The 23,157-nt window shown below is 58.0% G+C and carries 19 protein-coding genes; 8 read left to right on the plus strand and 11 right to left on the minus strand.

Features of this window, described 5'->3' with window-relative positions; translation table 11 throughout:
• Window positions 1-40: 40 nt before the first annotated feature.
• A complete protein-coding gene (gene ggt / locus GQR90_RS03055) occupies window positions 41-1,801 on the minus strand; it encodes a gamma-glutamyltransferase (RefSeq protein WP_158772831.1) in 1,761 nt (586 codons plus the stop codon).
• A 267-nt stretch (window positions 1,802-2,068) separates the two neighbouring features.
• On the opposite strand from ggt, the gene rpe reads away from it, so the two are divergent.
• Complete coding sequence (rpe, locus tag GQR90_RS03060) at window positions 2,069-2,776, plus strand: ribulose-phosphate 3-epimerase (protein WP_158772832.1); 708 nt, start codon at window positions 2,069-2,071, stop codon at window positions 2,774-2,776.
• Window positions 2,769-3,092, plus strand: coding sequence for a GIY-YIG nuclease family protein (locus GQR90_RS03065; protein WP_325064287.1), 324 nt, complete (start codon window positions 2,769-2,771; stop codon window positions 3,090-3,092). Before rpe ends, GQR90_RS03065 begins: the two co-directional genes overlap by 8 nt.
• A 139-nt stretch (window positions 3,093-3,231) precedes the next feature.
• On the opposite strand, the gene GQR90_RS03070 is transcribed toward GQR90_RS03065, so the two are convergent.
• A complete protein-coding gene (locus GQR90_RS03070; protein WP_158772834.1) occupies window positions 3,232-4,533 on the minus strand; it encodes an NAD(P)/FAD-dependent oxidoreductase in 1,302 nt (433 codons plus the stop codon).
• 280 nt (window positions 4,534-4,813) lie between these two features.
• Here GQR90_RS03070 and GQR90_RS03075 point away from each other — a divergent pair, with 280 nt between their 5' ends.
• From GQR90_RS03075 to trpC, 5 genes are all read left to right on the plus strand, one after another.
• Window positions 4,814-5,545 carry a phosphoglycolate phosphatase gene (locus tag GQR90_RS03075; protein WP_233266412.1) on the plus strand — a complete coding sequence of 244 codons (732 nt, stop codon included), beginning with the start codon at window positions 4,814-4,816 and terminating at the stop codon, window positions 5,543-5,545.
• 130 nt (window positions 5,546-5,675) lie between these two features.
• Window positions 5,676-7,163 carry an anthranilate synthase component I gene (gene trpE, locus GQR90_RS03080; RefSeq protein WP_158775273.1) on the plus strand — a complete coding sequence of 496 codons (1,488 nt, stop codon included), beginning with the start codon at window positions 5,676-5,678 and terminating at the stop codon, window positions 7,161-7,163.
• 308 nt (window positions 7,164-7,471) lie between these two features.
• Entirely contained in the window at window positions 7,472-8,107 is a 636-nt protein-coding gene (locus GQR90_RS03085; protein ID WP_233266413.1) for an anthranilate synthase component II, read from the plus strand.
• A 101-nt stretch (window positions 8,108-8,208) separates the two neighbouring features.
• Window positions 8,209-9,255 carry an anthranilate phosphoribosyltransferase gene (gene trpD / locus GQR90_RS03090; RefSeq protein ID WP_158772835.1) on the plus strand — a complete coding sequence of 349 codons (1,047 nt, stop codon included), beginning with the start codon at window positions 8,209-8,211 and terminating at the stop codon, window positions 9,253-9,255.
• Complete coding sequence (gene trpC, locus GQR90_RS03095; RefSeq protein ID WP_158772836.1) at window positions 9,255-10,082, plus strand: indole-3-glycerol phosphate synthase TrpC; 828 nt, start codon at window positions 9,255-9,257, stop codon at window positions 10,080-10,082. Before trpD ends, trpC begins: the two co-directional genes overlap by 1 nt.
• A 128-nt stretch (window positions 10,083-10,210) precedes the next feature.
• On the opposite strand, the gene GQR90_RS03100 is transcribed toward trpC, so the two are convergent.
• The 7 genes from GQR90_RS03100 to ugpB all read right to left on the minus strand — a co-directional run bounded on the left by GQR90_RS03100 (window position 10,211) and on the right by ugpB (window position 17,445).
• Window positions 10,211-11,008, minus strand: a complete 798-nt coding sequence (locus GQR90_RS03100) for an HAD-IIB family hydrolase (RefSeq protein ID WP_158772837.1) — start codon at window positions 11,006-11,008, stop codon at window positions 10,211-10,213.
• A 70-nt stretch (window positions 11,009-11,078) separates the two neighbouring features.
• A complete protein-coding gene (locus GQR90_RS03105; protein WP_158772838.1) occupies window positions 11,079-11,915 on the minus strand; it encodes a DeoR/GlpR family DNA-binding transcription regulator in 837 nt (278 codons plus the stop codon).
• 7 nt (window positions 11,916-11,922) lie between these two features.
• Window positions 11,923-12,717, minus strand: coding sequence for a glycerophosphodiester phosphodiesterase family protein (locus GQR90_RS03110; protein WP_158772839.1), 795 nt, complete (start codon window positions 12,715-12,717; stop codon window positions 11,923-11,925).
• 148 nt (window positions 12,718-12,865) lie between these two features.
• Complete coding sequence (locus GQR90_RS03115) at window positions 12,866-14,032, minus strand: sn-glycerol-3-phosphate import ATP-binding protein UgpC (protein WP_158772840.1); 1,167 nt, start codon at window positions 14,030-14,032, stop codon at window positions 12,866-12,868.
• Between the two features lie 126 nt (window positions 14,033-14,158).
• On the minus strand, window positions 14,159-15,004 hold the full coding sequence (gene ugpE, locus GQR90_RS03120; RefSeq protein ID WP_158772841.1) for a sn-glycerol-3-phosphate ABC transporter permease UgpE: 846 nt from the start codon (window positions 15,002-15,004) through the stop codon (window positions 14,159-14,161).
• Window positions 15,004-15,879 (minus strand): sn-glycerol-3-phosphate ABC transporter permease UgpA, encoded by an 876-nt coding sequence (gene ugpA / locus GQR90_RS03125; protein ID WP_158772842.1) that lies wholly within the window; start codon window positions 15,877-15,879, stop codon window positions 15,004-15,006. Before ugpA ends, ugpE begins: the two co-directional genes overlap by 1 nt.
• Before the next feature lie 201 nt (window positions 15,880-16,080).
• Window positions 16,081-17,445: a sn-glycerol-3-phosphate ABC transporter substrate-binding protein UgpB gene (ugpB, locus tag GQR90_RS03130; protein WP_158772843.1), complete on the minus strand. Its 1,365-nt coding sequence runs from the start codon at window positions 17,443-17,445 to the stop codon at window positions 16,081-16,083.
• A 354-nt stretch (window positions 17,446-17,799) separates the two neighbouring features.
• Between ugpB and GQR90_RS03135 the strand changes: the two genes are divergently transcribed.
• Window positions 17,800-18,387, plus strand: a complete 588-nt coding sequence (locus GQR90_RS03135; protein WP_158772844.1) for a hypothetical protein — start codon at window positions 17,800-17,802, stop codon at window positions 18,385-18,387.
• A 132-nt stretch (window positions 18,388-18,519) separates the two neighbouring features.
• Here the strand turns inward: GQR90_RS03135 and GQR90_RS03140 are convergent, their stop codons facing one another.
• Together GQR90_RS03140 and betA are read right to left on the minus strand one after the other, a co-directional pair.
• Window positions 18,520-20,988 carry an acyl-CoA dehydrogenase gene (locus tag GQR90_RS03140; RefSeq protein ID WP_158772845.1) on the minus strand — a complete coding sequence of 823 codons (2,469 nt, stop codon included), beginning with the start codon at window positions 20,986-20,988 and terminating at the stop codon, window positions 18,520-18,522.
• Between the two features lie 308 nt (window positions 20,989-21,296).
• Entirely contained in the window at window positions 21,297-23,012 is a 1,716-nt protein-coding gene (gene betA / locus GQR90_RS03145) for a choline dehydrogenase (protein ID WP_158772846.1), read from the minus strand.
• Window positions 23,013-23,157 lie beyond the last annotated feature (145 nt).

The following is a 23,157-nucleotide window of genomic DNA, read 5'->3' on the forward strand; positions in this document are numbered from 1 at the left end:
CGGCAGTGGTTGCCTCTACCGCTTATCCCTCATGTGGTACTCAAAGCCCCATGGCTGATGACGTGGAACGACGCGGGTCGGCACCGCCATAGAAGGTGCCATCGTCGATCATCACCGACTGGATGGCGCCCATGGCGTCCTGGGTCACCACCTTGTGGCCCATCGCTTCCAACAGACGAATGGTGTCCGGGCTGATGCCGGCTTCCACCCGGATTTCATCCGGGAACCACTGATGGTGGATGCGCGGCGCGCTGACGGCTGACTGGATGTTCATGCCGTGGTCGATCACGTTCATGATCACCTGCAGCGTGGTAGTGATGATGCGTGAGCCGCCCGGGCTACCGGTGACGAGGAAGTTCTTGTCGTCCTTCTTGACGATGGTCGGGCTCATCGAGGATAGCATGCGCTTGCCCGGCTCGATCTTGTTGGCCACGCCGCCGATCAAGCCGTAGGCATTTGGTACGCCCGGCTTGGCGGAGAAATCATCCATCTCGTTGTTGAGCAAAAAGCCCGCCCCATCGACCACGATGCCGGAGCCGTAGCTGAAGTTGATGGTGTAGGTGTTTGAGACCGCCAGGCCATTGCCATCGGCAATCGAGAAGTGGGTCGTCTGATTGGACTCATAAGGCTGCGGTTTACCGGGCTTGACCTCACTGGAGGGGGTGGCCTTATTGAGATCGAACTGGGCGCGCAGCTCCTTGGCGTAGTCCTTGGAGATGATGCCGGCCAACGGCACGTCGACGAAGTCGGTATCTCCCAGATACTCGGAGCGGTCTGCATAGGCGCGACGCATGGCTTCGGCCATCACATGGATGGTGGCGGCGGAATTGAAGCCCATCGCCTTGATGTCATCGCCTTCGAGCATGTTGAGTATCTGGACGATGTGTGCGCCACCGGAAGAGGGCGGGCTCATCGAGAAGATGTCATAGCCGCGGTAGGTGCCGTGGACCGGCTCGCGGATTTCCGGCTGATACGCCTTGAGATCATCCATCGTCATGATGCCATCGTGACGGTCCATCTCGGCGACGATCAGCTTGGCGGTCTCACCTTCGTAGAACTCACGCGGACCCTCGGCGGCAATCCGCTTCAGCGTGGCGGCCAGTTCCGGCTGCTTGAACAGCTCGCCTGCCTGATAGTTGCTGCCATCCGGCTTGTAGAAGACCTTGGCAGTACTGTCCCACTTGGCGAGACGCTCCTTGGCATCGGTGAGGCCTTCGGCGAAGCGTGCCGGAATCACGAAGCCGTCCTCGGCCAGCCTGATAGCCGGTGCCATTGCCTGTTCAAGCGTCAGTGTGCCGTATTCCTCGAGTGCCTTGGCAAGCCCTGCCACGGTGCCGGGTACCCCAGCAGCACGATGTGTGAAGCGTGACCACTCGGAGACGGCTTCACCGTTCTCATCCTGGAACATCGCCTCGCTGGCCGCCGCCGGTGCCTTTTCGCGATAGTCGATGGCGACCACCTTGCCGGTCTTCTCGTCCGAGACCAGCATGAAGCCACCGCCGCCGATATTGCCGGAACGCGGTTGCGTCACGGCGAGGGCAAAGCCTGCCACGACGGCGGCATCCACTGCATTACCGCCTTCTGCCAGCACATCGCGCGCGACCTGTGAGGCCAGATAGTGGCTGGTCGCGACCATGCCATGCTTGCCTTCCACCGGATGGAATCGTTCGCCCTCCAGAATCGCGGACGTGTCTGCGAAGGCGGCAGGAATGGCGGTCGGCAATAGACCGGCAAGCGGCAACAGGACGGTCGCCGCCAGTGTCTTCAGGCGCTTGCGGCCTGCGAGAGAGATATCAAGCATGAGTAGGGTACGTTCCATTTATCGTTATTGGAGTCGCTGCAAGGCAATCGTGAGGCTTCGACCCTGCGTATGATCGAATCGCGCCGGCGTCCATCCCGCGGCGGATAGCTTAACTATCAGATGCTAATACATTAATTTCAATACTGAACTGCCTGATTGACGCCAAGTCCTCACTTTTTACCGGCTTCAATGTCTTCACAGCCTGCCTGTTTTTTGTGAGAGGGTGGCGTAAAATGTCCTTTCCACTTTCTGCTGGCGCCTGATGACATGTCTGATCTACTGCCGAATGACTTCAAGATTGCTCCGTCTATCCTGTCGGCTGATTTTGCCCGCCTGGGACAGGAAGTCGATGATGTGCTCGCCTCTGGTGCTGACATCGTCCACTTCGACGTGATGGACAATCACTATGTGCCCAATCTCACCATCGGGCCAATGGTGTGCAAGGCATTGCGTGATTACGGCATCACGGCCGACATTGACGCGCACCTGATGGTGACGCCGGTGGATCGCATGATCGGTGATTTCGCGGAAGCGGGCGCCAGCTACATCACCTTCCACCCGGAAGCCTCCGGTCACGTTGATCGTTCCTTGCAATTGATTCGCGACGCAGGCTGCAAGTCGGGCCTGGTCTTCAATCCGGCCACACCGCTGTCCTATCTCGATTACGTGATGGACAAGGTCGACATGATTCTGTTGATGAGCGTCAATCCGGGCTTTGGTGGCCAGTCATTCATTCCGGGCACGCTCGACAAGCTGCGTGAAGCGCGTCGTCGTATCGATGCCTCTGGCTACAATATCCGTCTCGAGATCGATGGCGGCGTGAAGGTGGATAATATCGCCGAGATCGCCCGTGCGGGCGCCGATACCTTCGTCGCAGGTTCCGCTATCTTCAATGCGCGTAGCGACAACGATGCCAATCGTTATGACAGTGTGCTGGCCAGGTTGCGTGCTGAGCTGGCCAGTGTGCGTGGCTGATAAAAGTGTGAGCGAGCAGGCCACGAACAAGGAAGTCGTTGGCAGTCAGTGGTCGCTTTATATGCTGCAGACGGCGCAAGGACGCTTGTATACCGGCATCAGTACTGACGTCACTCGGCGGCTGGGTGAGCATGAATCCGGCAAGCGGGGAGCACGTGCACTACGAGGTAAAGGGCCACTGACACTGTGTTATCAACAGGCGGTAGGTGATCGCTCGCGAGCACTCAAGCTTGAGTATCGCGTCAAGCAACTCAGCGTCACCGCCAAGCGGCAGTTGATAGCGGGTGAATTGAGGCTGGATAGCTTGCTTGAGTGAGCGGGGCGAGGGCTGTAAAAAGCAGTCAGTGTCTGTACTTGAGCCTGTACCTGAAATGAAAACGCCCTCAGCGAGTTTCGCTGGGGGCGTTTTGCGTTCTGACCACTGATGAGTCAGACGTTTGACGTGTGGCGAGTGATCAATGCAGCTTCATCTTCGGACGCAAGTAGCGGTTGAGTCCATCGACCACGACCGTCATGACTGTCTTGACCACACCATGAATCGCCATCTGGTGCATGCGATATAGCGAGGCATAGAAGAACTTGGCCAGGCGACCCTCGATGAACAGTGAGCGAGCGGAGGCGCCACGCATCAGCGAGCCGACCGCGTCGAAGTGTGCAAGCGAGATCAATGAACCGTAGTCCTTGAAGAAGAATTCCTTCAACGGCTTGCCGTCCAGTGCAGCCCGCAGGTTCTTGACCATCAGTGTTGCTTGCTGGTGTGCGGCCTGAGCACGTGGCGGAACACGCTTGTCGTCCGGCTGAGGGCAGCTGGCGCAATCACCAAGTGCGAAGATGAACTCGTCATCAATGCTCTGCATGGTCTGATGTACCTTGACCTGATGATTGCGTTCGGTGGAAAGACCCAGCTCCGAGAGGAACGACGGCGCACGAATACCGGCAGCCCACACGCTGAGATCAGCCTCGATCAGCGTGCCATCGGCAGTAGTGATACCGCGTGAGTCGGCGCAGATCACGCGGGTATCGATGTGAATATCGACGCCCAGCTTGCACAGCTCCTTGGCAACCGGCTTGCCGATACGTTCCGGTAGCGCCGGCAGGATGCGCGGAGCAGCTTCTATCAGGTGCACTTTTACCTGACGGTCTTCCAGGGAAGAGAAGCCATAGCTGTGCAGCATCTTGGAGGCATCGAAGAGCTCGGCTGACAGCTCCACACCCGTGGCGCCCGCGCCAATGATGGCGACGTTGAGCTGCTGGCGCTCACACTTGTCGCCATTGGCGCTGAACCGCAGGAAGGTATCGAGCATGTCGCGGCGGAACTTCTCCGCCTGCTGCGGGCTGTCGAGGAAGTGACAGTGTTCGGCCACGCCTTCGGTGCCGAAGTCGTTGGAGACGCTGCCCAGCGAGAGCACGAGATAGTCATAGCTGAGCTGACGGGCGGGTAGCAGCACGGTGCCTTTTGCATCATGAATGGCAGCCAGTGTCAGCTGCTTCTCTTCCCGCTCGAGGCTTTCCAGAGTGCCACGCTGGAATTTGTAACCGTGGGTCTTGGAGTGTCCCTGATAAGACACCTCATCAAGACCGGAATCCAGCACGCCGGTCGCCACTTCGTGCAGCAGTGGCTTCCATATGTGCGTGGAATTGCGATCAATGAGGATGATTTCGGCTTTCTTCTTGCGGCCCAGCTTGTGGCCAAGCTTGGTGACAAGTTCTAGCCCGCCAGCGCCACCGCCGACAACAACGATGCGAGGAATAGCCATGAATAGCTCCTGAAAATGACAAGATCGAAAAGGACAGACAAATCTGGCTGTCGCCGGAGCGTCGGGCTGCGCGGTTTCTCGATGTCACTGGCGCCACACCCGGAGGACGGTCGACTGAATGGCGCTATGGTAACGCTCTGGGTGGCATGCTAATAGTGGCTACACTCAGTAATGTAGTTTTTATACGAAATTTTCCAACGAAAGTTGAGAAACACCGAGTTGCACGGATAGGCTCACTCACGTCTCGTGCTCTCATGGCGATGACATCACAGGAATTTTCATGTCCGATACCACCGAAGATAGCCCCATGGCGGCTTCTCAGAACGCCCATGGACTCAGCCATCCTGCACTGAAGGGGATTGCGCTGATTGCTTTTGATCTCGACGGTACCTTGATCGACTCCGTGCCGGACCTTGCTCATGCCATCGATCTGATGCTTGAAGATGAAGGATTGTCGGCATTGGGTGAGGCACGCGTGCGTGACTTCGTCGGCAATGGCTCGCGCGTGCTGGTCGAGCGAGCGCTGGAGGCGCATGGACGGAAAATCGATGATATCGACATGGTCGAACGCACACATCATGCCTTCCTGGCCCATTACGCAGCAGACCCCAGCAGTCGAACACGGCTGTATCCCGGCGTGCGTGAATGCCTGGATGGCTTGTGCCGCGCGGGTGTGTCACTGGTGCTGATCACAAACAAGCCAGAAGCCTTCATTGAGCCTTTGCTAGCGCACTTCTCGCTGGCGGAGCATTTTGTGCTGGCACTGGGTGGTGACTCCCTGTCGACATGCAAGCCAGACCCTGCACCGCTTTTGTTCGCTGCTGAGCGTTTGGGCGTATCACCGAATCAGGCATTGATGGTAGGTGATTCTCGTCACGATATCGCAGCCGGCAAGGCAGCGGGCTTCCGCACGTTGGCCGTTCCTTATGGCTATAACCATGGTGATCCGATCTCTGCCAGCCAGCCGGATTATCTGGTTGAATCACTCGACGCGTTGGTGGCTGTCCACTGATAGGTCACGCGGTACGCTATTGCCTCGTCAGAGCGCTGCTGCCACTCGTCGGCAATGATAGACTTGCCTGAAAATACACGTCGGCCGCGTGCTGACAAAGCATCCCCCGTGCAAGGAACAGCAGGTCATGATGACCCCACAACGCTTCACTGAACTGGCCGCTGCCGGCTATAACCGCATCCCCGTCACTCGTGACGTGCTGGCGGATCTCGACACGCCGCTGTCGACCTATCTCAAGCTCGCCGACATGCCGTGGACGTTCTTGCTGGAGTCCGTGCAAGGGGGGGAGAAGTGGGGACGCTATTCCATCATTGGCCTGCCGTGTCGTGAACGTATCGAAGTGCGTGGTCAGGTTGTCTCGCACCTGGTCAATGGCGAACAGACCGGCATGACTGAGGTAGAAGATCCGCTGGACTGGATCGAGACATTCCAGACCCGTTTTCGTGTGCCTGTCATCGAAGGAGCACCGCGCTTCAATGGCGGCCTGGTCGGTTATTTCGGCTATGACACGGTGCGCTATATCGAGCCGAAGCTGCGCGGTGTCGTGAAGCCTGATCCTCTGGGCGTGCCGGATATCCTGTTGATGGTGGCGGATGAGTTGGTCGTCTTCGACAATCTCTCCGGACGCCTCACCCTGCTGACCCACGCTGACCCCGCGACTGACGATGCCTACGTGAATGCCTGTGGGCGTCTTGAACGTCTCGAGATCCAGCTGCGTAGTGCAACGCTGAATACGGTAAGTCCAGGAACGGGCGGCGAGCCGGTCAAGGAGACGGACTTCACCTCCGGTTTCACCGAGGAAGGCTTCAAGGGTGCCGTCGAGAAGATCAAGGAATACGTGCTGGCCGGTGACGTCATGCAGTGCGTGCCGTCCCAACGGATGTCGATTCCCTATCGCGCAGCGCCATTGGATCTGTATCGCGCGCTGCGTAGCTTGAATCCGTCGCCGTACATGTTCTTCTTCAATCTTGATGACCACCATGTCATCGGCTCGTCGCCGGAGATCCTCTCGCGTCTTGAAGACGGTGAAGTCGCTGTCCGTCCGATTGCGGGAACACGTGTGCGTGGCGCCACGGAAGAGGAAGATCTCGCGCTGGAAAAGGATCTGCTGTCGGACCCGAAGGAAGTCGCCGAACATCTGATGCTGATCGATCTGGGGCGTAACGATGTTGGTCGCATCAGTCAGACCGGTACCGTCAAGGTGACAGACCAGATGGCGGTGGAGCGTTATTCCCACGTCATGCACATTGTCTCCAACGTCACCGGCAAGTTGAAGGAAGGCCTGGGGCCGATGGATGTGCTGCGAGCGACTTTCCCGGCGGGGACGCTTTCCGGCGCGCCGAAGATTCGCGCGATGGAAATCATCGATGAGCTGGAGCCGGTCAAGCGTGGCATCTACTCCGGTGCAGTCGGTTATCTGTCCTGGCACGGCAACATGGATACCGCGATCGCGATTCGTACCGCAGTGCTCAAGGACAAGGTACTGCACGTACAGGCGGGCGCCGGCATCGTGGCTGATTCCGTGCCGCAGTCCGAGTGGGATGAAACGCTCAACAAGGGCCGGGCATTGTTCCGCGCTGTCGCGATGGCCGAGCGTGGTCTGGATAATCTGGACTGAAGTCATTCCTCGTAAGCTGATCGCAGGAGTGGGCATGTGATTGCCCTTCCTGCGATTGACACCCCTGTCAGCGCGAAGCACTATTGAGAACATGACAATACGCACCCCGAACGAACTCAGCCTGCAGTGGTGGCGCTCCTGACAAGGGGGCGGCTTTCGCATGTCTGAAGTTTGAGGACGTACGACCACGAAGATGCCGCCGACCAGGGCGGCATTTTTGTTACTGGACGGCAGGCGCGAATCACAGGAGTGCAGGCAGTCAGGTGTTCATTTACCTTCTGACTTGTTCCCGACAATGGACACGAACCATGCAAGCATTTACTGCTCAGGATGCCAGCACCCCACGCGTGCTGATGATCGATAATTTCGATAGTTTCACCTACAACATCGTCCAGTATCTGAGTGAGCTGGGGGCTGAGGTGCTGACGGTGCGCAACGACGCGCTGACGCTTGACGATATCGAGACGCTCGCACCGACGCATCTTGTGCTGGGCCCCGGGCCGTGTACGCCCAATGAAGCCGGCATCACGATGGACGTCATTCGCCACTTTGCTGGCAAGCTACCGATCCTGGGTGTCTGCCTTGGCCATCAGGCCATCGGTCAGGTTTATGGTGGCAAGGTGGTGCGTGCGCCGAAGGTCATGCACGGCAAGACCTCTGCCGTGCGTCATAACAATAGTGGTGTCTTCGCTGCACTTTCTGAGCCGCTGGAAGTGACTCGCTATCATTCACTGGTTGTGGATCGTGACAGCTTGCCGGAAGTACTGGAAGTCACCAGCTGGACGGATGATGACGATGTGACACCGCAGCTGATCATGGGTCTGCGTCATCGCGAGCTTGATGTCGAAGGTGTCCAATTCCACCCTGAGTCAATTCTCACTTTGCAGGGTCATGAGCTTTTGGCTAACTATCTAAAGCGCGGCGTGGGTGTTAAGCACGCTTGATTCGTTGCTGTCATTGCAGAAGCTCGCTGGTCATTTTTATTGTCATGCGTCAGTGCTGACGGTTTGGCGTTGGCGGCATAGCGCTTATGGAGAGATTGAACATGCAGATGCGAGAGGCGATTGGCGCAGTGATGCGCCACCAACACCTGAGCTACGACGATACCCATGCGGTGATGATGGCCATCATGACGGGCGAGGCGACTCAGGCGCAGATAGGGGCGCTATTGATGGCATTGTCGATGAAGGGTGAGACGGTCGATGAGATAGCGGCTGCCGCGCAGGTGATGCGTGAGCTGATGACGCGCGTGACTGTGCGCGCCACCGATGCCGTGGATATCGTGGGTACCGGCGGTGATGGTGCCAATCTGTTCAATGTCTCCACCGCGGCGAGTTTCGTGGTGGCAGCAGCGGGCGGTCATGTCGCCAAGCATGGCAATCGCAGTGTCTCTTCCTCTTCTGGCAGTGCAGACCTGCTCGAAGCCGCTGGTATCAATCTCGCGTTGAATGCAGTGCAGGTGGGGCGTTGCATCGATGATATCGGTGTCGGCTTCATGTTCGCACCGAATCACCATGCTGCGATGCGTCACGTCATTGGTCCACGGCGTGAGCTGGGTGTGCGTACGGTGTTCAACATTCTTGGCCCGTTGACCAATCCTGCGGGGGCTACCCGTCAGGTGCTCGGCGTATATGACGCCGCACTGGTGCCGCTGATGGCTGAAGCGCTCAAGCGTCTCGGGGCCGAGCACGCGTTGGTGGTACACAGCGATGATGGGTTGGATGAGATTTCGCTGGCCGCACCGACACTGGTCAATGAGCTCAAGGATGGTGAGATCATCGAGTATCGCATCGCGCCGGAAGACTTCGGGATCGCGCGTCAGTCACTTGGTTCGCTGGCCGTGCACACCTCTGCTGAGAGCCTTACGCTGGTTCAGCAGGCGCTCAAGGGTGTGGAGGGGCCTGCCAGTGACATCGTGGCACTCAATGCGGGTGCGGCGCTGTATGTCGCCGGTATCGCCGACAGTTTGAAGGAAGGCGTCAATATTGCCGAGGACGTGCAGGCCAGCAAGCTGCCGTTTGAAAAGATGAAGGAGTTGGCCGATTTCACGCGCGTGTTCGCCCAGGTCAATAGTGAAGGAGCTTCCCACTGATGAGTACCGATACGCTGACAAGTGCTAACGACAAGGCACTGCCGACTATCCTGGCCAAGATTCTTGCGCGCAAGGAAGAAGAGATTGCCGAGCGTAGCGCTGCCGTGGGGGAGGCGGACCTTCATGACTTGATCGAAAAGCAGAGTGCGCCGCGCGGCTTCATTGAAGCACTGACGTCACGGATCGATCGTGGTGAGCCGGCGATCATCGCCGAGGTCAAGAAAGCCTCGCCATCCAAGGGTGTGATTCGCGAAGACTTCATGCCGGCTGAGATTGCCGTCGCCTATGAGCGGGCAGGCGCGGCTTGTCTGTCCGTGCTCACCGATGCCGATTTCTTTCAGGGTCACGAAGACTTCATGATCGAGGCGCGCGACGCCGTTTCGATTCCGGTGATCCGCAAGGACTTCATCATTCATCCGTATCAGGTGCTTGAGGCACGTGCCATTGGCGCCGATTGCATCCTGTTGATCGTTGCAGCATTGGACGATGCCACCTTGGGAGCGCTATACGCACAGGCGCGTGAGCTGGGAATGGATGTGCTGGTCGAAGTGCATGATGTGGATGAGCTAGCCCACGCACTGGCGCTGGGTATCGAATTGGTCGGCATCAACAACCGTGATTTGCGTACTTTCGAGACATCGCTGGATACCACGCTTGATCTGCTGGCGAACATGCCGGACGATGTGCGCGTCGTGACCGAGTCTGGTATTCATACCCGTGATGATGTCGCGAAGATGCGTGCTCGCGGGGTGCATGGGTTTCTGGTCGGCGAGGCTTGCATGCGCTTTGATGATCCGGGGATGGGGCTGAAGCAGTTGTTCTTCTGATATCATGCCATCATGATGAAGTGTAAATTGTTATCCTTATGATAACAAAAGCCCGTTACGGCATGTCGTAACGGGCTTTTTAATGCATTACTGTTAGTAATTGTGTTCAGAGGTGCAAGTTTTTGAGGTCAGATGCTGTTGCGCGCTGCCAGCAGCGCGTCGGCAATTTCTTCGACGCCTGCCCCGTGGCTATGACGGGTTAGCCAAGTGGGCTCCCAGCCGAGTGTGGCCCGATGCTTGAGAATATTGGCGACACCCGCCGTATGACGGAAGGTGGCAAACATCGGTGCATCATTCGGTGCATCGCCGACATACATCACCTCGTTCTCCAGCTGCATGCGATCAAGCCCGAAGGTCTCGGTCAGCACACGCACCGCCATGCGGGCCTTGTCGAATTCACCCTGCCAGGCATTGATGTGAATGGAGCTGGCACGTGCCTGGATGCCGGCAGCGGTGAACCCGGTAATGATGGCTTGTATCTCCTGCTGGGATAGCGGTGTCACGGCCTGGCAGTGGTCCACCGCGACGTCGGCAAAGCGGAAGGGTTGATCTTGTGCGAGTGCCGCCTGTGGATGATTGAGCAGCAGCTGACGCGCGATTGTCATCACGTGGCGCTGACGCGCGCGCAGGCGTGATTCATCTTCCCACCAGGTCGTGAGAATGCGCTGCCCTTGCAGCTGAAAGGCAAAAGCGCCGTTCTCGCCGATCACGGCTGCTACCGGCCAGGCGCGTGCAATGTGATCACACCAGCCAGCGCAACCGCCTGTCACCGGAATGACCTTGATGTCGGCAGCGGCAAGGCGCTCCAGCGCTGCCAGCGTTGAGGCATTCAAGCGACCTTCTCGCGTGAGAGTGTCGTCAATGTCAGTCAACAGATAGCGAACACCTGACAGAGTGCTGACAGGGCAATGAGCGAAGGCTTGCATGGTGATTCCGGCCATCCTTGTGGGCGACGAGTGACGAAATGCGCAGTGAGTCATCTCATTCAATAACGGCTCAGGCGGTAAATCTGACCTGCAGGGAGTGCTTGCCCGCTGCATTCAGTGCAGTGCGATAGTCTGCACGATGCGGCGGCTCGTCAGTGACCAGCAAATCGATATCGGTGAGTGTGCCAATGCGGCACATGGCGGCACGTCCCCATTTGCTCGCATCCACGACCAGAATTCGTCGTTGTGCATGATCGAGCAGGGCACGGCTGACTGCTGCCTCTTCAGGGTCGAAATCCAACAATCCACCGGTATCCAACCCTCCACAGCCCAGCACGGCAATATCCACTTGATGACGCGTGAAGAACGCCACGGTGGCGCTGCCGACCACATCTAGATCCTGCGGTCGTAATCGTCCTTCGGCTAGTTGTACGGCGATATCGGGGTGGTTGGACAACACCTGCGCGACCTGCAGATTGTTGGTGATGACCCGAAGGCCACGCCGCGCAATCAGCGCCTCTGCGACAGCGACCACACTGGTGCCAATACCGAGGGCCAGTGAGGCTCCATCGGGAATCTCATCTACCACTATGGCTGCCATCTTCTGCTTGGCAGAGCGCGCCATGATGCTGCGCCGGGAGTGCACGAGATTATGACCGCCCGAAGGACGTTCTATCCCACCATGACGACGGCGCGCCAACCCGTGTTCACACAGAACGCCGAGATCACGCCTGATGGTCTGCGGCGTGACGGAATAATGCGCTGCCAGTGGCTCTACCGCCAGCTGCCCTTCGCGCACTAGCTGCTCGAGAATCTGCTGCTGGCGTGGGGTCAGGGTGTCAGTGATCTGATTTCCAGCGCCTTTTTTCTCGGCGTTCTTGTGATTGATTTCACTATTCTGGTTCATGGCGACCTCAACATGAGGACTGCGCAACAGGGCTGGTGGTTGAGTGATCTTCCTCGCTGAAGATGCCCGGGTCATCACTGATCACTGCATTGACGCCCCAAGCCCAGCGTGGCGCAAAGGCAGCGGCATCATTGGGCGTATAGCAAAGTAGCTTGCGGCCACTGACGGTGACATCACTGGCGACGACGCGAGTCAGTGCACGCCAGTCGGCATGTACCGTGACAGCGGAAAGTTCATCGGCCAGCGCTAGCCAGTCCTGGGGAATGTCGTCGTAGAGCAGGCCGATATTGACGTCTGCATCCCGACGGCGTGTCAGGCGTAATGCCTGCGGGTCGAAGGAGGAAATGATCAGCCGTTCGGCTGGCAGGCGTGAGACGGCCATGGGAATGACGGCATCAACCAATGCTTGCACATCATGTCCGGGGCTGAGCTTGAGCTCGAGATTCAGCCCCATGTCGAGGCGTGAGAGTAACGCCAGCATATCGTCGAGTGTGGCCATGCGCTCATCAGCGAAGCAGGTATTGAACCAGCTGCCGACATCCAATGCCTGTGCAGTGGCTAGATCAAGATTCTTGAGACGCCCACGTCCACTGGAGCAGCGATTGACGCTGGCATCATGCCAGATGACAGGAGTGCCATCACCCAGCAGCTGGACATCCAGCTCTATCCAGCTGTATCCGGCCTCATGCGCTGCACGTGCGGCCGCGAGTGTATTTTCAGGGGCATAGGCAGACAGTCCGCGATGCGCGATTGCAAGCGGTAGAGAGAGGGCATCAGAAGCAGGCAATAACGATGATGACATCGGTGATCCTCACGTATTCGTGGCTTAGGCCCGCGTCGACTACGCAGGCCCTTCTGCAGTATTACCATCCAATGATGACGCTATGGGGGCAACTGATTTCGATGACCAATCGTGAAATGTGCAGTGCTGGGTGCTCATGTCAGTTCGTTCAGTAACGCGTCGCCAGTCGCCTGCCATCAGTGCCAAACAGATGGGCACGGGCGGGACTGATCGCTAGCCGAAGTTGTTGATCTTCCGCTACGACATGTTCGCCATCCAGACGTACCACCAATGGTTCGGTCTGACCGGCCAGGCGGCAGTAAGCGAGGGTATCGGCACCGAGTGGCTCTACCAGCTCCACCTGCACGCTCAGCTCGGCAGCTCCTTCGGGTAGCGGGCTATCGGCTTCCAGTACATCAAGGTGCTCAGGGCGGATACCTAGGGTCAGCGTATTGTTGGTGACAGCATCGATGTCAGTATTGATGACAGTATTGATGATAGTACCGATGACCGCAGTATCCGCCGGCTCCAGTGTCAAACGTGCTCCGCAGGGAAGGACGAGCGTCGAGCCTTGTCCATTGCCTTCAGCGCCTTCGAGTGTGGCGTCGAGGAAGTTCATGGACGGTGAGCCAATGAAGCCGGCGACAAACTTGCTGGCAGGCTTGTCATATAGCGCCATCGGCGTGCCGAACTGCTCGACACGGCCACCATTCATCACCACGAGGCGGTCTGCCAGTGTCATGGCTTCGGTTTGATCGTGCGTCACATAGACCGAGGTGACCTTGAGGCGCTTCTGCAGACGCCGGATCTCGAGGCGCATCTGCACGCGCAGCTTGGCATCCAGGTTCGAGAGCGGCTCATCGAAGAGGAAGACCTGTGGCTTGCGCACGATGGCACGGCCCATGGCCACCCGCTGACGCTGCCCGCCGGAGAGTTGCTTGGGACGACGATCGAGCAATTCAGTCAGGCCCAGTAGTTCGGCGGTTTCACTGACGCGGGTTTGGATCTCGTCCTTGGGTGTACGGCGATTGCGTAGGCCATAGGCCATATTGTCGAACACGCTCATGTGCGGATAGAGCGCGTAATTCTGGAACACCATCGCGATGTCGCGCTCGGCTGGCTCGAGATCATTGACACGCTTGCCGTTGATCTCGAGATCGCCTTCGGAGATGTCTTCAAGACCGGCCAGCGTGCGCAGCAGAGTGGACTTGCCACAGCCGGAGGGCCCGACGATGACGATCAGCTCGCCTTCACCAAACTCCAGATCGATGCCATGCAGGGCCTTGTAACCATTGGGGTACTGCTTCTTGAGCTGTTTGAGAGCAAGTGTTGCCATGAGATGAAGTATCCACAAGCGATGCCGTGATCGGAAATTGAAGGCTCATCACGACGGGACGGAATCAGGAAAGCGTGTGCCAGGCGTCGATGCCCAGTGATGAGAAGCGAGAAGACGCAGCGAGCGTCATTTCTCGGTATCGACCAGCCCCTTGATGAAGTAGCGCTGCATGAACAGGATCACCAGTACCGGTGGTCCCATGGCCAGCAGGGTCGTGGCGGTCACGTCCTGCCACGGCACCAGACCATCGCCACTGGTCAACATGCGCTTGAGACTGACGACGATAGTCAGATAGTCGGCATCGGTGGTGATCAACAGCGGCCACAGATACTGATTCCAGCCGTAGATGAACATGATCACGAACAGCGCCGCGATATTGGTCTTCGACAGTGGCAGCAGAATGTCCTTGAGGAAGCGCCATGGCCCGGCGCCATCAATGCGCGCAGCCTCGACCAGCTCTGCCGGGATGGTCAGATAGAACTGACGCAGCAGGAAGGTAGCGGTGGCACTGGCGATCAGCGGCAGAATGAGTCCTGCGTAGCTGTCGAGCATGTTGAGGTCGGCGACCACCTTGAAGGTCGGCAGAATGCGCACTTCTACCGGCAGCATCAGGGTGATGAAAATCAGCCAGAAGCACAGCTTGCGAAAGCGGAACTCGAAAAACACGATGGCGTAGGCGGCCATTACCGAGATGATGATCTTGCCGATGGCGATGCCCAGCGCCATGACCATCGAGTTGAACAGTAGCGTCATGACATCAGCGCCCAGGCTGCTGACAGGGTCTTTCAACAGATGGCGGTAGTTGTCGAGCCCTGCCTCGCCAATCCAGACCGGCGCCACGTTGGAATACAGATCCCCCATCTCATGGGTACTGGCGCTGAAAGCGATCCACACTGGCAGGAAGAATAGTGCACAGCCGATGATCAGCAGTATGTGGCTTGCGATATCAAGCCCTGGACGGTTGTAGCGCATCAGTACTGCACCTTCTTCTCGACATACTTGAACTGGATCAGCGTCAGCACGCCGACGATCACCATCAACAGCACCGATTGGGCGGCACTCGAACCCAGGTCCTGCCCGACGAACCCATCCTCATAGACCTTGTAGACCAGCGTACGCGTCGATCCGCCCGGGCCACCGGACGTGGTGGCATCAATGGTGCCGAAAGTCTCGAAGAAGGCGTAGACGACATTCATCACCAGCAGGAAAAAGCTGGTCGGCGAGAGTAGCGGAAAGGTGATGGTCCAGAAGCGGCGCCACGGGCCGGCGCGGTCCATCGCGGCAGCTTCCAATAGGCTCTTGGGAATGGCCTGTAGTCCGGCGAGAAAGAACACGAAGTTGTAGCTCATCTGCTTCCAGATCGACGCCAGCACAACCAGTAGCAGTGCTTGATTGCCATTGAGGTTGTGATTCCAGTTGACGCCGATGGCGGACAGTAGCTCTGGCAGGATGCCCAGCGTCGGATCAAACAGGAATAGCCACAACACACCCGCCACGGCGGGCGCGACGGCATAGGGCCAGATCAGGAAGGTCTTGTAGATGTTGGCTCCACGAATCACGCGATCCGCGAGCACGGCCAGTCCCAACGCAAGCGCCATGGCGCCCACTGCTACCGAGAAGGAAAAGACCATCGTGGTCCATAAGGTCTCGAAGTATTCCGGTTCGCTCAGCACGTTGATGAAGTTGGTGAATCCGGTGAATTCACGAGATAGCCCGAAAGCATCCTCGATGTAGAAAGCCTGTTCGACGGCCTGAAAGGCTGGCCAGAAGAAGAACACGCCGACGATGATCAGCTGAGGCGCCATCAGTAGCCATGGCGTGATGGGGTGTCGGTTGAAATGGGCCATGCAGGAGGTGTCTCGCAAGGGGTGAAGTACTGATTGAGTCAGTCGCGCCAAGGGAAACCGGCATCGTGTAGACGGTCCAAATTCTGGAAAGAAAGCACCAAGAGAAGGGAAAGGGCACCTGCTTCGGATGTGCACTTTCCGCTCCCTGCCACAGTGAAGGGCGAACTGCAGATGCAGTCCGCCCGTGGCACGTGAGCATTATCAGCCGTTGGTACGCTCAAATTTCTCTAGCAGCGAGTCGCCCCGCTTGACGGCGTTATCGAGGCCGCTCTGCACGTCTTCCTTGCCGGCAAAGATCTTCTCGAGTTCTTCGTTGATGATGTCGCGGATCTGGACCATGTTACCCAGACGCAGGCCTTTGGAATTCTCTGTCGGCGTTGCATTGGTCATCTGGGTGATGGCCACATCGGTGCCCGGGTTCTTGGCGTAGAAGCCTTGCTCGCGCGTCAGATCAGCCGCAGCGGTAGTGATCGGCAGGTAGCCTGTGAACTGGTGCCAGTCAGCCTGGACTTCCGGTTTGGAGAGGTACTGGAAAAACTTGGCGACACCCTTGTATTCCTCGTCACTGTGGCCGGAAAGCACCCACAGTGACGCGCCACCGATGATGGAGTTCTGCGGGGTATCGATCACGTCGCTGTCGTAAGGTAACGGCGCAACGCCGAACTCGAAGCCCTTGGCGCTTTCCTTGACGCCGGCATAGCTGGCGGAAGAGGCCATCATCATGGCGCATTCACCAGAGTAGAACTTGGGCGCAGCATCATCGAATCGACCACCGAATACGAAGCGCTTGTCCGCTTGCCAGTCGTCGAGCCGCTGGATGTGGTCGACCACTGCGGTCTTGTTGAATTCAAGACGCGTATCGATACCAGCGAAGCCATTGGCCTGGCTGGCGAAGGGGATGTTGTTGCGCGCCGAGAAGTTTTCCAGCATCACCCAGGACGGCCAGGTAGTGGTCAGGCCGCAGGTAGCCGCACCGGAGTCGACAACTTTCTTCAGCGCGACACCCAGCTCTTGCCATGTCTCGGGAACGGACTCTACGCCCGCCTTGGCAAGCATATCCTTGTTGTAATAGGTCACCGGCGTAGAGGAATTGAAGGGCATCGACAGCATCTGGCCGTCAGTGTCGGTGTAGTAACCGGTAACAGCAGAGAGATAGGCTTTAGGATCGAAGGCTGCCCCCTGTTCAGGAGCATACTCATCCATCAGCTGGTAGACCGGCAAGATCGCGCCCTTGGCGCTCATCATGGTCGCGGTACCCACTTCGAAGATCTGCACGATATCCGGGCCTTTGCCGGCACGGAAGGCAGCAATCGCGGAGGTCATGGTCTCGGAGTAGTTGCCCTTGAAGACTGGCTTGACGATAAATTCATCTTGGCTCTTGTTGAAGTCGGCAGCGATCTCGTCAACTTTTTTGCCTAGTCCACCGCCCATGGCATGCCACCATTCAATTTCGGTGGCAGCGAGTGCACTGGTAGAGGCAGCGGCAAAGCCAGCTGCCATGGCCAGACTGACGAGGCGGCGAGTCGCGCGATTGCTGAGGGTTGCTTGATGAGTCGGGCGGCGCATGGTCGAACTCCTGAAAGGTTCCCTGGCCAGTTTTCGCAATGGGATGGAAGGTACTGGCGGCTGACGATCAATGGCGAGCGATCAAGTGAACATTTTTTTGTTCTTTTAATGATCGTCCGAAAAGCGTAGACGACTTTAAAGCGCTATCCTTACAACTTTGTGACAAGTTGATGTTCGTTCGAGTGTATGTGGGTGTTGGCGTGTGCGTGTGAATCGGACGTCTTTCCGTACCTGTCGAGAGGGTTTTCGGTCACTGATGCGTCACTGATAAGCAGTAGATAAGTGGGCCTGTAAGCCATCACCAGATGAGTGTGCTAGGCTTGCGCGCTGAAAATGCCTGTGGCGGAGAATCCGATGAAAGTGGTTGAAGTGAGTGCCGGTGCCCGGCGTGATGCGTGTCTCGCGATGCTGTGTGCCGAGGTACATGGGCGTGAAGGTGGCCTGGATGCACTGGTGAGTTACGCCGGTGTTCGTGGCGTCTGGTTCGAGAACGAGAATGCCCGCCTGTTTGCGCTGGTGGATAGCGGCGAACGCATCCACTCTGTCGCCCTGTTGGTGCTCGACGAGAACGCTCGCGGCCTGAATCTCGCTCTGTGGGCAACACCGCCAGTGCATCGCGGCCACGATCACGGTATCGCGCTAGTTTCGCAGCTGTCTGATCACGGCCGTCTGCAGGTGCGCCTTACCGATAGCGCGCTGGTCAGTGTGCTGCGTCGCGCGGGCATCAATGACTGGCTGGAAGCGGAAGCAGAGGGTGATCGTCCGCGTGAGCTTGTCGGCATGAATCCAGCAGCGCGGGTGGGGAAACTCTCAGCCCTTGATGCTCCGTTGCGTCTTGATCGCGAACGAATCAAGCGTACCTTCAAGGCGCGCCCGAAGGACTTCGAGACATATAAGAATGCCTTTGTACGTGACCTTGAGCACTTTGCTCGTCACGTTTGAGGCTCGTCAGGAATTGGGTTCGTTACCACTGATGTCCGCCAACACAAAGGCCCCGCTCAATGAGCGGGGCCTTTGTGGTTTCCAACGTAGGTGTCTAGCGTGCACTTCTGGCGTGCGATGCCAATGCCGTGATCAGGCGGCGTCCTGCTGATCACCGGAATCAGTAGCTTCGGTAGCCATTGGCTTGCGTATGAAGGCATCGAAGTCAAAGTGATCGACGGTCAGCATATCGAGCACCTCAGCTTCGAATACACGCATGAAGTTGCCATCTTCACCGGACAGAATGCCAGCCTCGACGGCAGCTTCGATGCGCTCTTCCGGGGACAGGGCATCAGCCGGAATCTCGCCCTTGTGATACGCCTTGGCCAACGTCTTGTAGATCGGCTCTGCACGCGGGTAGTCCTTGAGCAGGGCATTGTAGCGAGCCAGTGCATTGTCTTGCTGGCCTTCGTCCTGCACATCCCAGGTATTGGATGTCAGCTTGGTGCGCAGTGCACTGTCAGTGGAGACAGCACGTGCGATCTCGCGAGTCAGAATATCCTTCGGCATGGCGAACTGACGGCCGCGCGGTAGCGTGATGACGCGCAGGGCTGTGCCGAGTGCTCGGTTGGGCAGGTTGGCAAACAGCGCATCCAGCGCAGTCTCTGCACGGTGCAGCAGCCACTGCATGCTGTAGTGGAACAGCGCCTCTTCGTGCTCAGTGGCGTCCGTCTCGTGCCACTGTTTGAGCGTCAGTGATGCCAGGTACAGATTGGAGAGTACATCGCCCAGGCGAGCGGAGAGCATCTCGCGCGCTTTGAGACTGGCACCGAGACTCGCCATGGCGGCATCAGCAGACAGTGAGAAAGCAGCGCTGAAGCGATTGATGTGTCGTGCGTAAGGGGTAGCGATCGCATCGAAGCCACTAGCCTTGCCACCGATACCGAAGCTTTGCGTAAAGGCGCGTGCGGCGTTACCGAAGATCAGGCCGGCATGGCTGAAGAAAGCGTGGTCGAAGGCACTCAGATCATCAGCATCCTTGGCAGCCAGCTCTTCCAGGACATACGGATGACAGCGAATGGCGCCCTGACCGAAGATCATCAGGTTGCGGGTCATGATGTTGGCGCCTTCCACCGTGATGGAGACAGGTGTTCCGGCGTAGGCAATGCCCATGTAATTACGCGGACCCAGCGTCACGCCACGGCCACCGTGGATATCCATGCCGTCCGCCAGTAGCGAGCGGGCCATTTCGGTCAGCTGGCTCTTGAGGATGGCGGAGGGCACGGCCGGCTTGTGGCCATTGTCGATCATGTTGGCAGTATGCAGTACCGCGGCCTGGCTGATGTAGTTCATCGCGGCCATGCGGGCCAGCGGCTCCTGCACGCCTTCCATCTCGGCGACCGGCAGGTTGAACTGGCGACGAATACGCGCGAAGCCAGCACTCCAGCCCAGTGCATACCGCGAGATGCCGGCAGAGCCTGACGGCAGCGTGATGCAGCGTCCGACGGACAGGCACTCGACCAGCATCTTCCAGCCCTGACCGGCCATCTCCTGGCCGCCAATCAGATAGCTGAGCGGGATGAAGACGTCGGTGCCGAAGATCGGGCCATTCATGAACGGCGCGCCAATCGGGTGATGGCGACGACCGATGTCCATGCCATCGGTGTCACGCGGGATCAGCGCACAGGTGATGCCGATATCTTCCACGTCGCTGAGAAGATGCTCAGGGTCAAACATGCGGAAGGCCAGGCCAACCACGGTGGCGACTGGTGCCAGTGTGATCCAGCGCTTCTCGAAGTTGAGGCGGATACCAACCACTTCTTCGCCATCGTGCATGCCGCGACACACGATGCCGGTGTCAGGGATGGAGGTCGCGTCACTGCCGGCACGCGGGCCAGTCAGGCCAAAGCAGGGGATCTCACGACCATCCGCCAGGCGCGGCAGGTAATAGTCCTTCTGTTCTTCGCTACCATACTTGAGCAGTAGCTCGCCCGGGCCGAGCGAGTTAGGGACGCCCACGGTGACCATCAGCGTTTCGTTGACCGACAACTTCTGCAGCACCAGTGACTGCGCCTTGGCCGAGAAGCCGAGGCCGCCATATTGCTTGGGAATGATCATGCCGAAGAATTTTTCGCGCTTGAGGAACTCCCATAGCTCGTTGGGGAGATCTGCACGCTCACGGGCAATTTCCCAGCTATTGGTCATGCCACAGGCGACTGAGCACTGGTGATCGATAAAGGCCTGTTCTTCGCTGGAAATGCCTTCATTGCGCTGGGCAGTGAGGATGTCCCACTGCGGCTTGCCAGAGAACAGTTCGGCGTCCCAGAACACGGTACCGGCTTCCAGAGCGACCTTTTCGGTTGCGGAAACCTTGGGTGAGACCTTCTTGAACATGGTGAACAGGCGCGGGCTAAGCCACTTGGTGCGCAGTGCCGGTAGACCACACACGGCCACTATTGCTGCTGCGATCAATAACAGGCTGCCAAGTACCGGTGCATTTACACCGAGACCAATCAAGCCGGTGAGGGCGAGTACGCCGATAGCGGCGATTGCGCCGGCTTCACGCGCCATGACAGTCAATAGACCGGCTAGCGCGACAAGGATAAGGATGAGCTGCGTCATGGCAGGACCTCCGAGGGATGGCGAAAGGAAATGGCGCTGTTCAGCATGTGTGGCTATCGATCAGCGACGATCAAAAAGTCTCGTAGCCTGAGTAGAGCATAGCAGGCATGCGTTTAGAACAGTTGTTTGAATTGTTTTCAGCGTACCTCATGTCTCGTCTTCCTGCCAGTGCGCCCAAGGTCGAAGATCAATGTCATGTGATGAATATTGTCGGTATCCACACAAGAGTATTCTGGAGGCGCAGATACAAAAAAGGCCCCGCGATGCGAGGCCTTTGGTTATCGATCAGTCATGGACACTTGCGTGCATCAGCTGCTGGTCGGAGCAGAATCGATCTGACGCTTTGATGGCTGCTTGGCTGGGGTGCCTGGCTCGATCACGAAATAGTCTGCCTCGGAGGCTGGCAGTGGCTCTTGACCCCGAATCTTGTCAGCCATTTTTTCGGCCAGCATGATCGTCGGCGCATTGAGATTGCCTGTCGGGATGATCGGGAATAGTGAGGCATCCACGACGCGCAGGTTTTCGATGCCATGCACGCGGCCAGCGCCGTCAACGACGGAGGTCTCGTCACTGCCCATTCGGCAGCTGCCACATGGGTGGTAGGCAGTTTCTGCGTGGTTGCGTACGTACTCGTCGAGCTCTGCATCGGTCTGTGCCTGCACACCCGGTGCCAGCTCTTTGCCACGATAGTCGTCCATCGCCGGTTGCGCGACGATTTCACGGGTCAGGCGGATAGCGGCGCGGAATTCCTGCCAATCACGTTCTTCGGCCATGTAATTGAAGAAAATCGACGGTGCGGCCTTGGGGTCCAGTGACGTCAGGCTGACGCGCCCTCGACTCTGGGACCGCATGGAGCCGACATGTGTCTGGAAGCCATGGCCCTGCACTGCACTCTTGCCGTTGTAGCTGATCGCGATCGGCAAGAAGTGGTACTGCAGGTTCGGCCACGCTTCACTGCTGTCGCTGCGAATGAATCCAGCAGCTTCAAATTGATTGCTGGCGCCAATACCGGTGCCCTTGAGCATCCATTCCAGTCCGATGGGCGGCTGGTTGTACCACTTGAGTGACGGATACAGTGAGATTGGCTTCTTGCACTCGTACTGAATGTAGAGCTCCAGGTGATCCTGCAGGTTCTCGCCAACCCCCGGTAGGTGATGCACCATCTTCACGCCTAGCGGCTCGAGGCGTTCACGGTTACCGATACCGGAGCGCTGCAGAATCTGTGGCGAAGCGATAGCGCCTCCACACAGCAGTACTTCCTTGCGCGCGCCAATACGATGATCCTGACCTTTACGCTCGTATTTCACGCCGACAGCCGTCTTGTCCTCGAAGAGGATGACGTCAGTCGTCGCGCGCGTCTCGATAGTGACGTTGGGGCGCCTCCTGGCAGTATCCAGATAGCCGCGGGCGGTGGAAGCACGACGACCATTCTTGGTGACGAAGCGATCCATCGGGCCGAAGCCTTCCTGCTGGTAGCCGTTGACGTCTTCTGTTGCCGGATAGCCCGCCTCGATACCCGCAGCGATAAAGGCATGATACAGCTCGTTGTTGCCTTTCTTGGGTGTCGTCACCGACACCGGACCCTCTCCACCGTGATAATCGTTCGCGCCGATATCACGTGTCTCACACTTGCGGAAGTAGGGTAGACACTGACGATAGTTCCAGTCGGCCAGAATTGGATCCTTGGCCCAGTTGTCATAATCCAACGCATTGCCGCGGATATAGCACATGCCATTGATCAGTGAGGAACCACCCAGGCCCTTGCCGCGGCCACATTCCATGCGGCGATTATTCATGTGCGGCTCGGGATCGGTACGGAAGTCCCAGTTGTAGCGCTGGCCCTGTAGAGGGAAGGCCAAGGCTGCCGGCATCTGGGTGCGGAAGTCGAAGCGATAATCCGGACCACCAGCTTCCAGCAGTAGCACGCTGACATCAGCATCTTCACTCAGGCGGGTGGCCAGCACGTTGCCGGCGCTACCTGCACCGATGATGACGTAGTCGTATTCACGATCGAAATGGCGCATGTGTTCTCCTCTGGCATTCTGCGTTTCTGTTATGAAACTTCACGGGACACCGACTGGCTCGCGAGACTTGCAAGATTGATGTGATCTCGTCACAAGACTCACGAGACCGAGCATGTCCCGTGTAGCAGGTGCGTCAGATTGTCGG

Source organism: Cobetia sp. L2A1, from assembly GCF_009796845.1.
In the GTDB taxonomy this organism is placed as follows: domain Bacteria; phylum Pseudomonadota; class Gammaproteobacteria; order Pseudomonadales; family Halomonadaceae; genus Cobetia.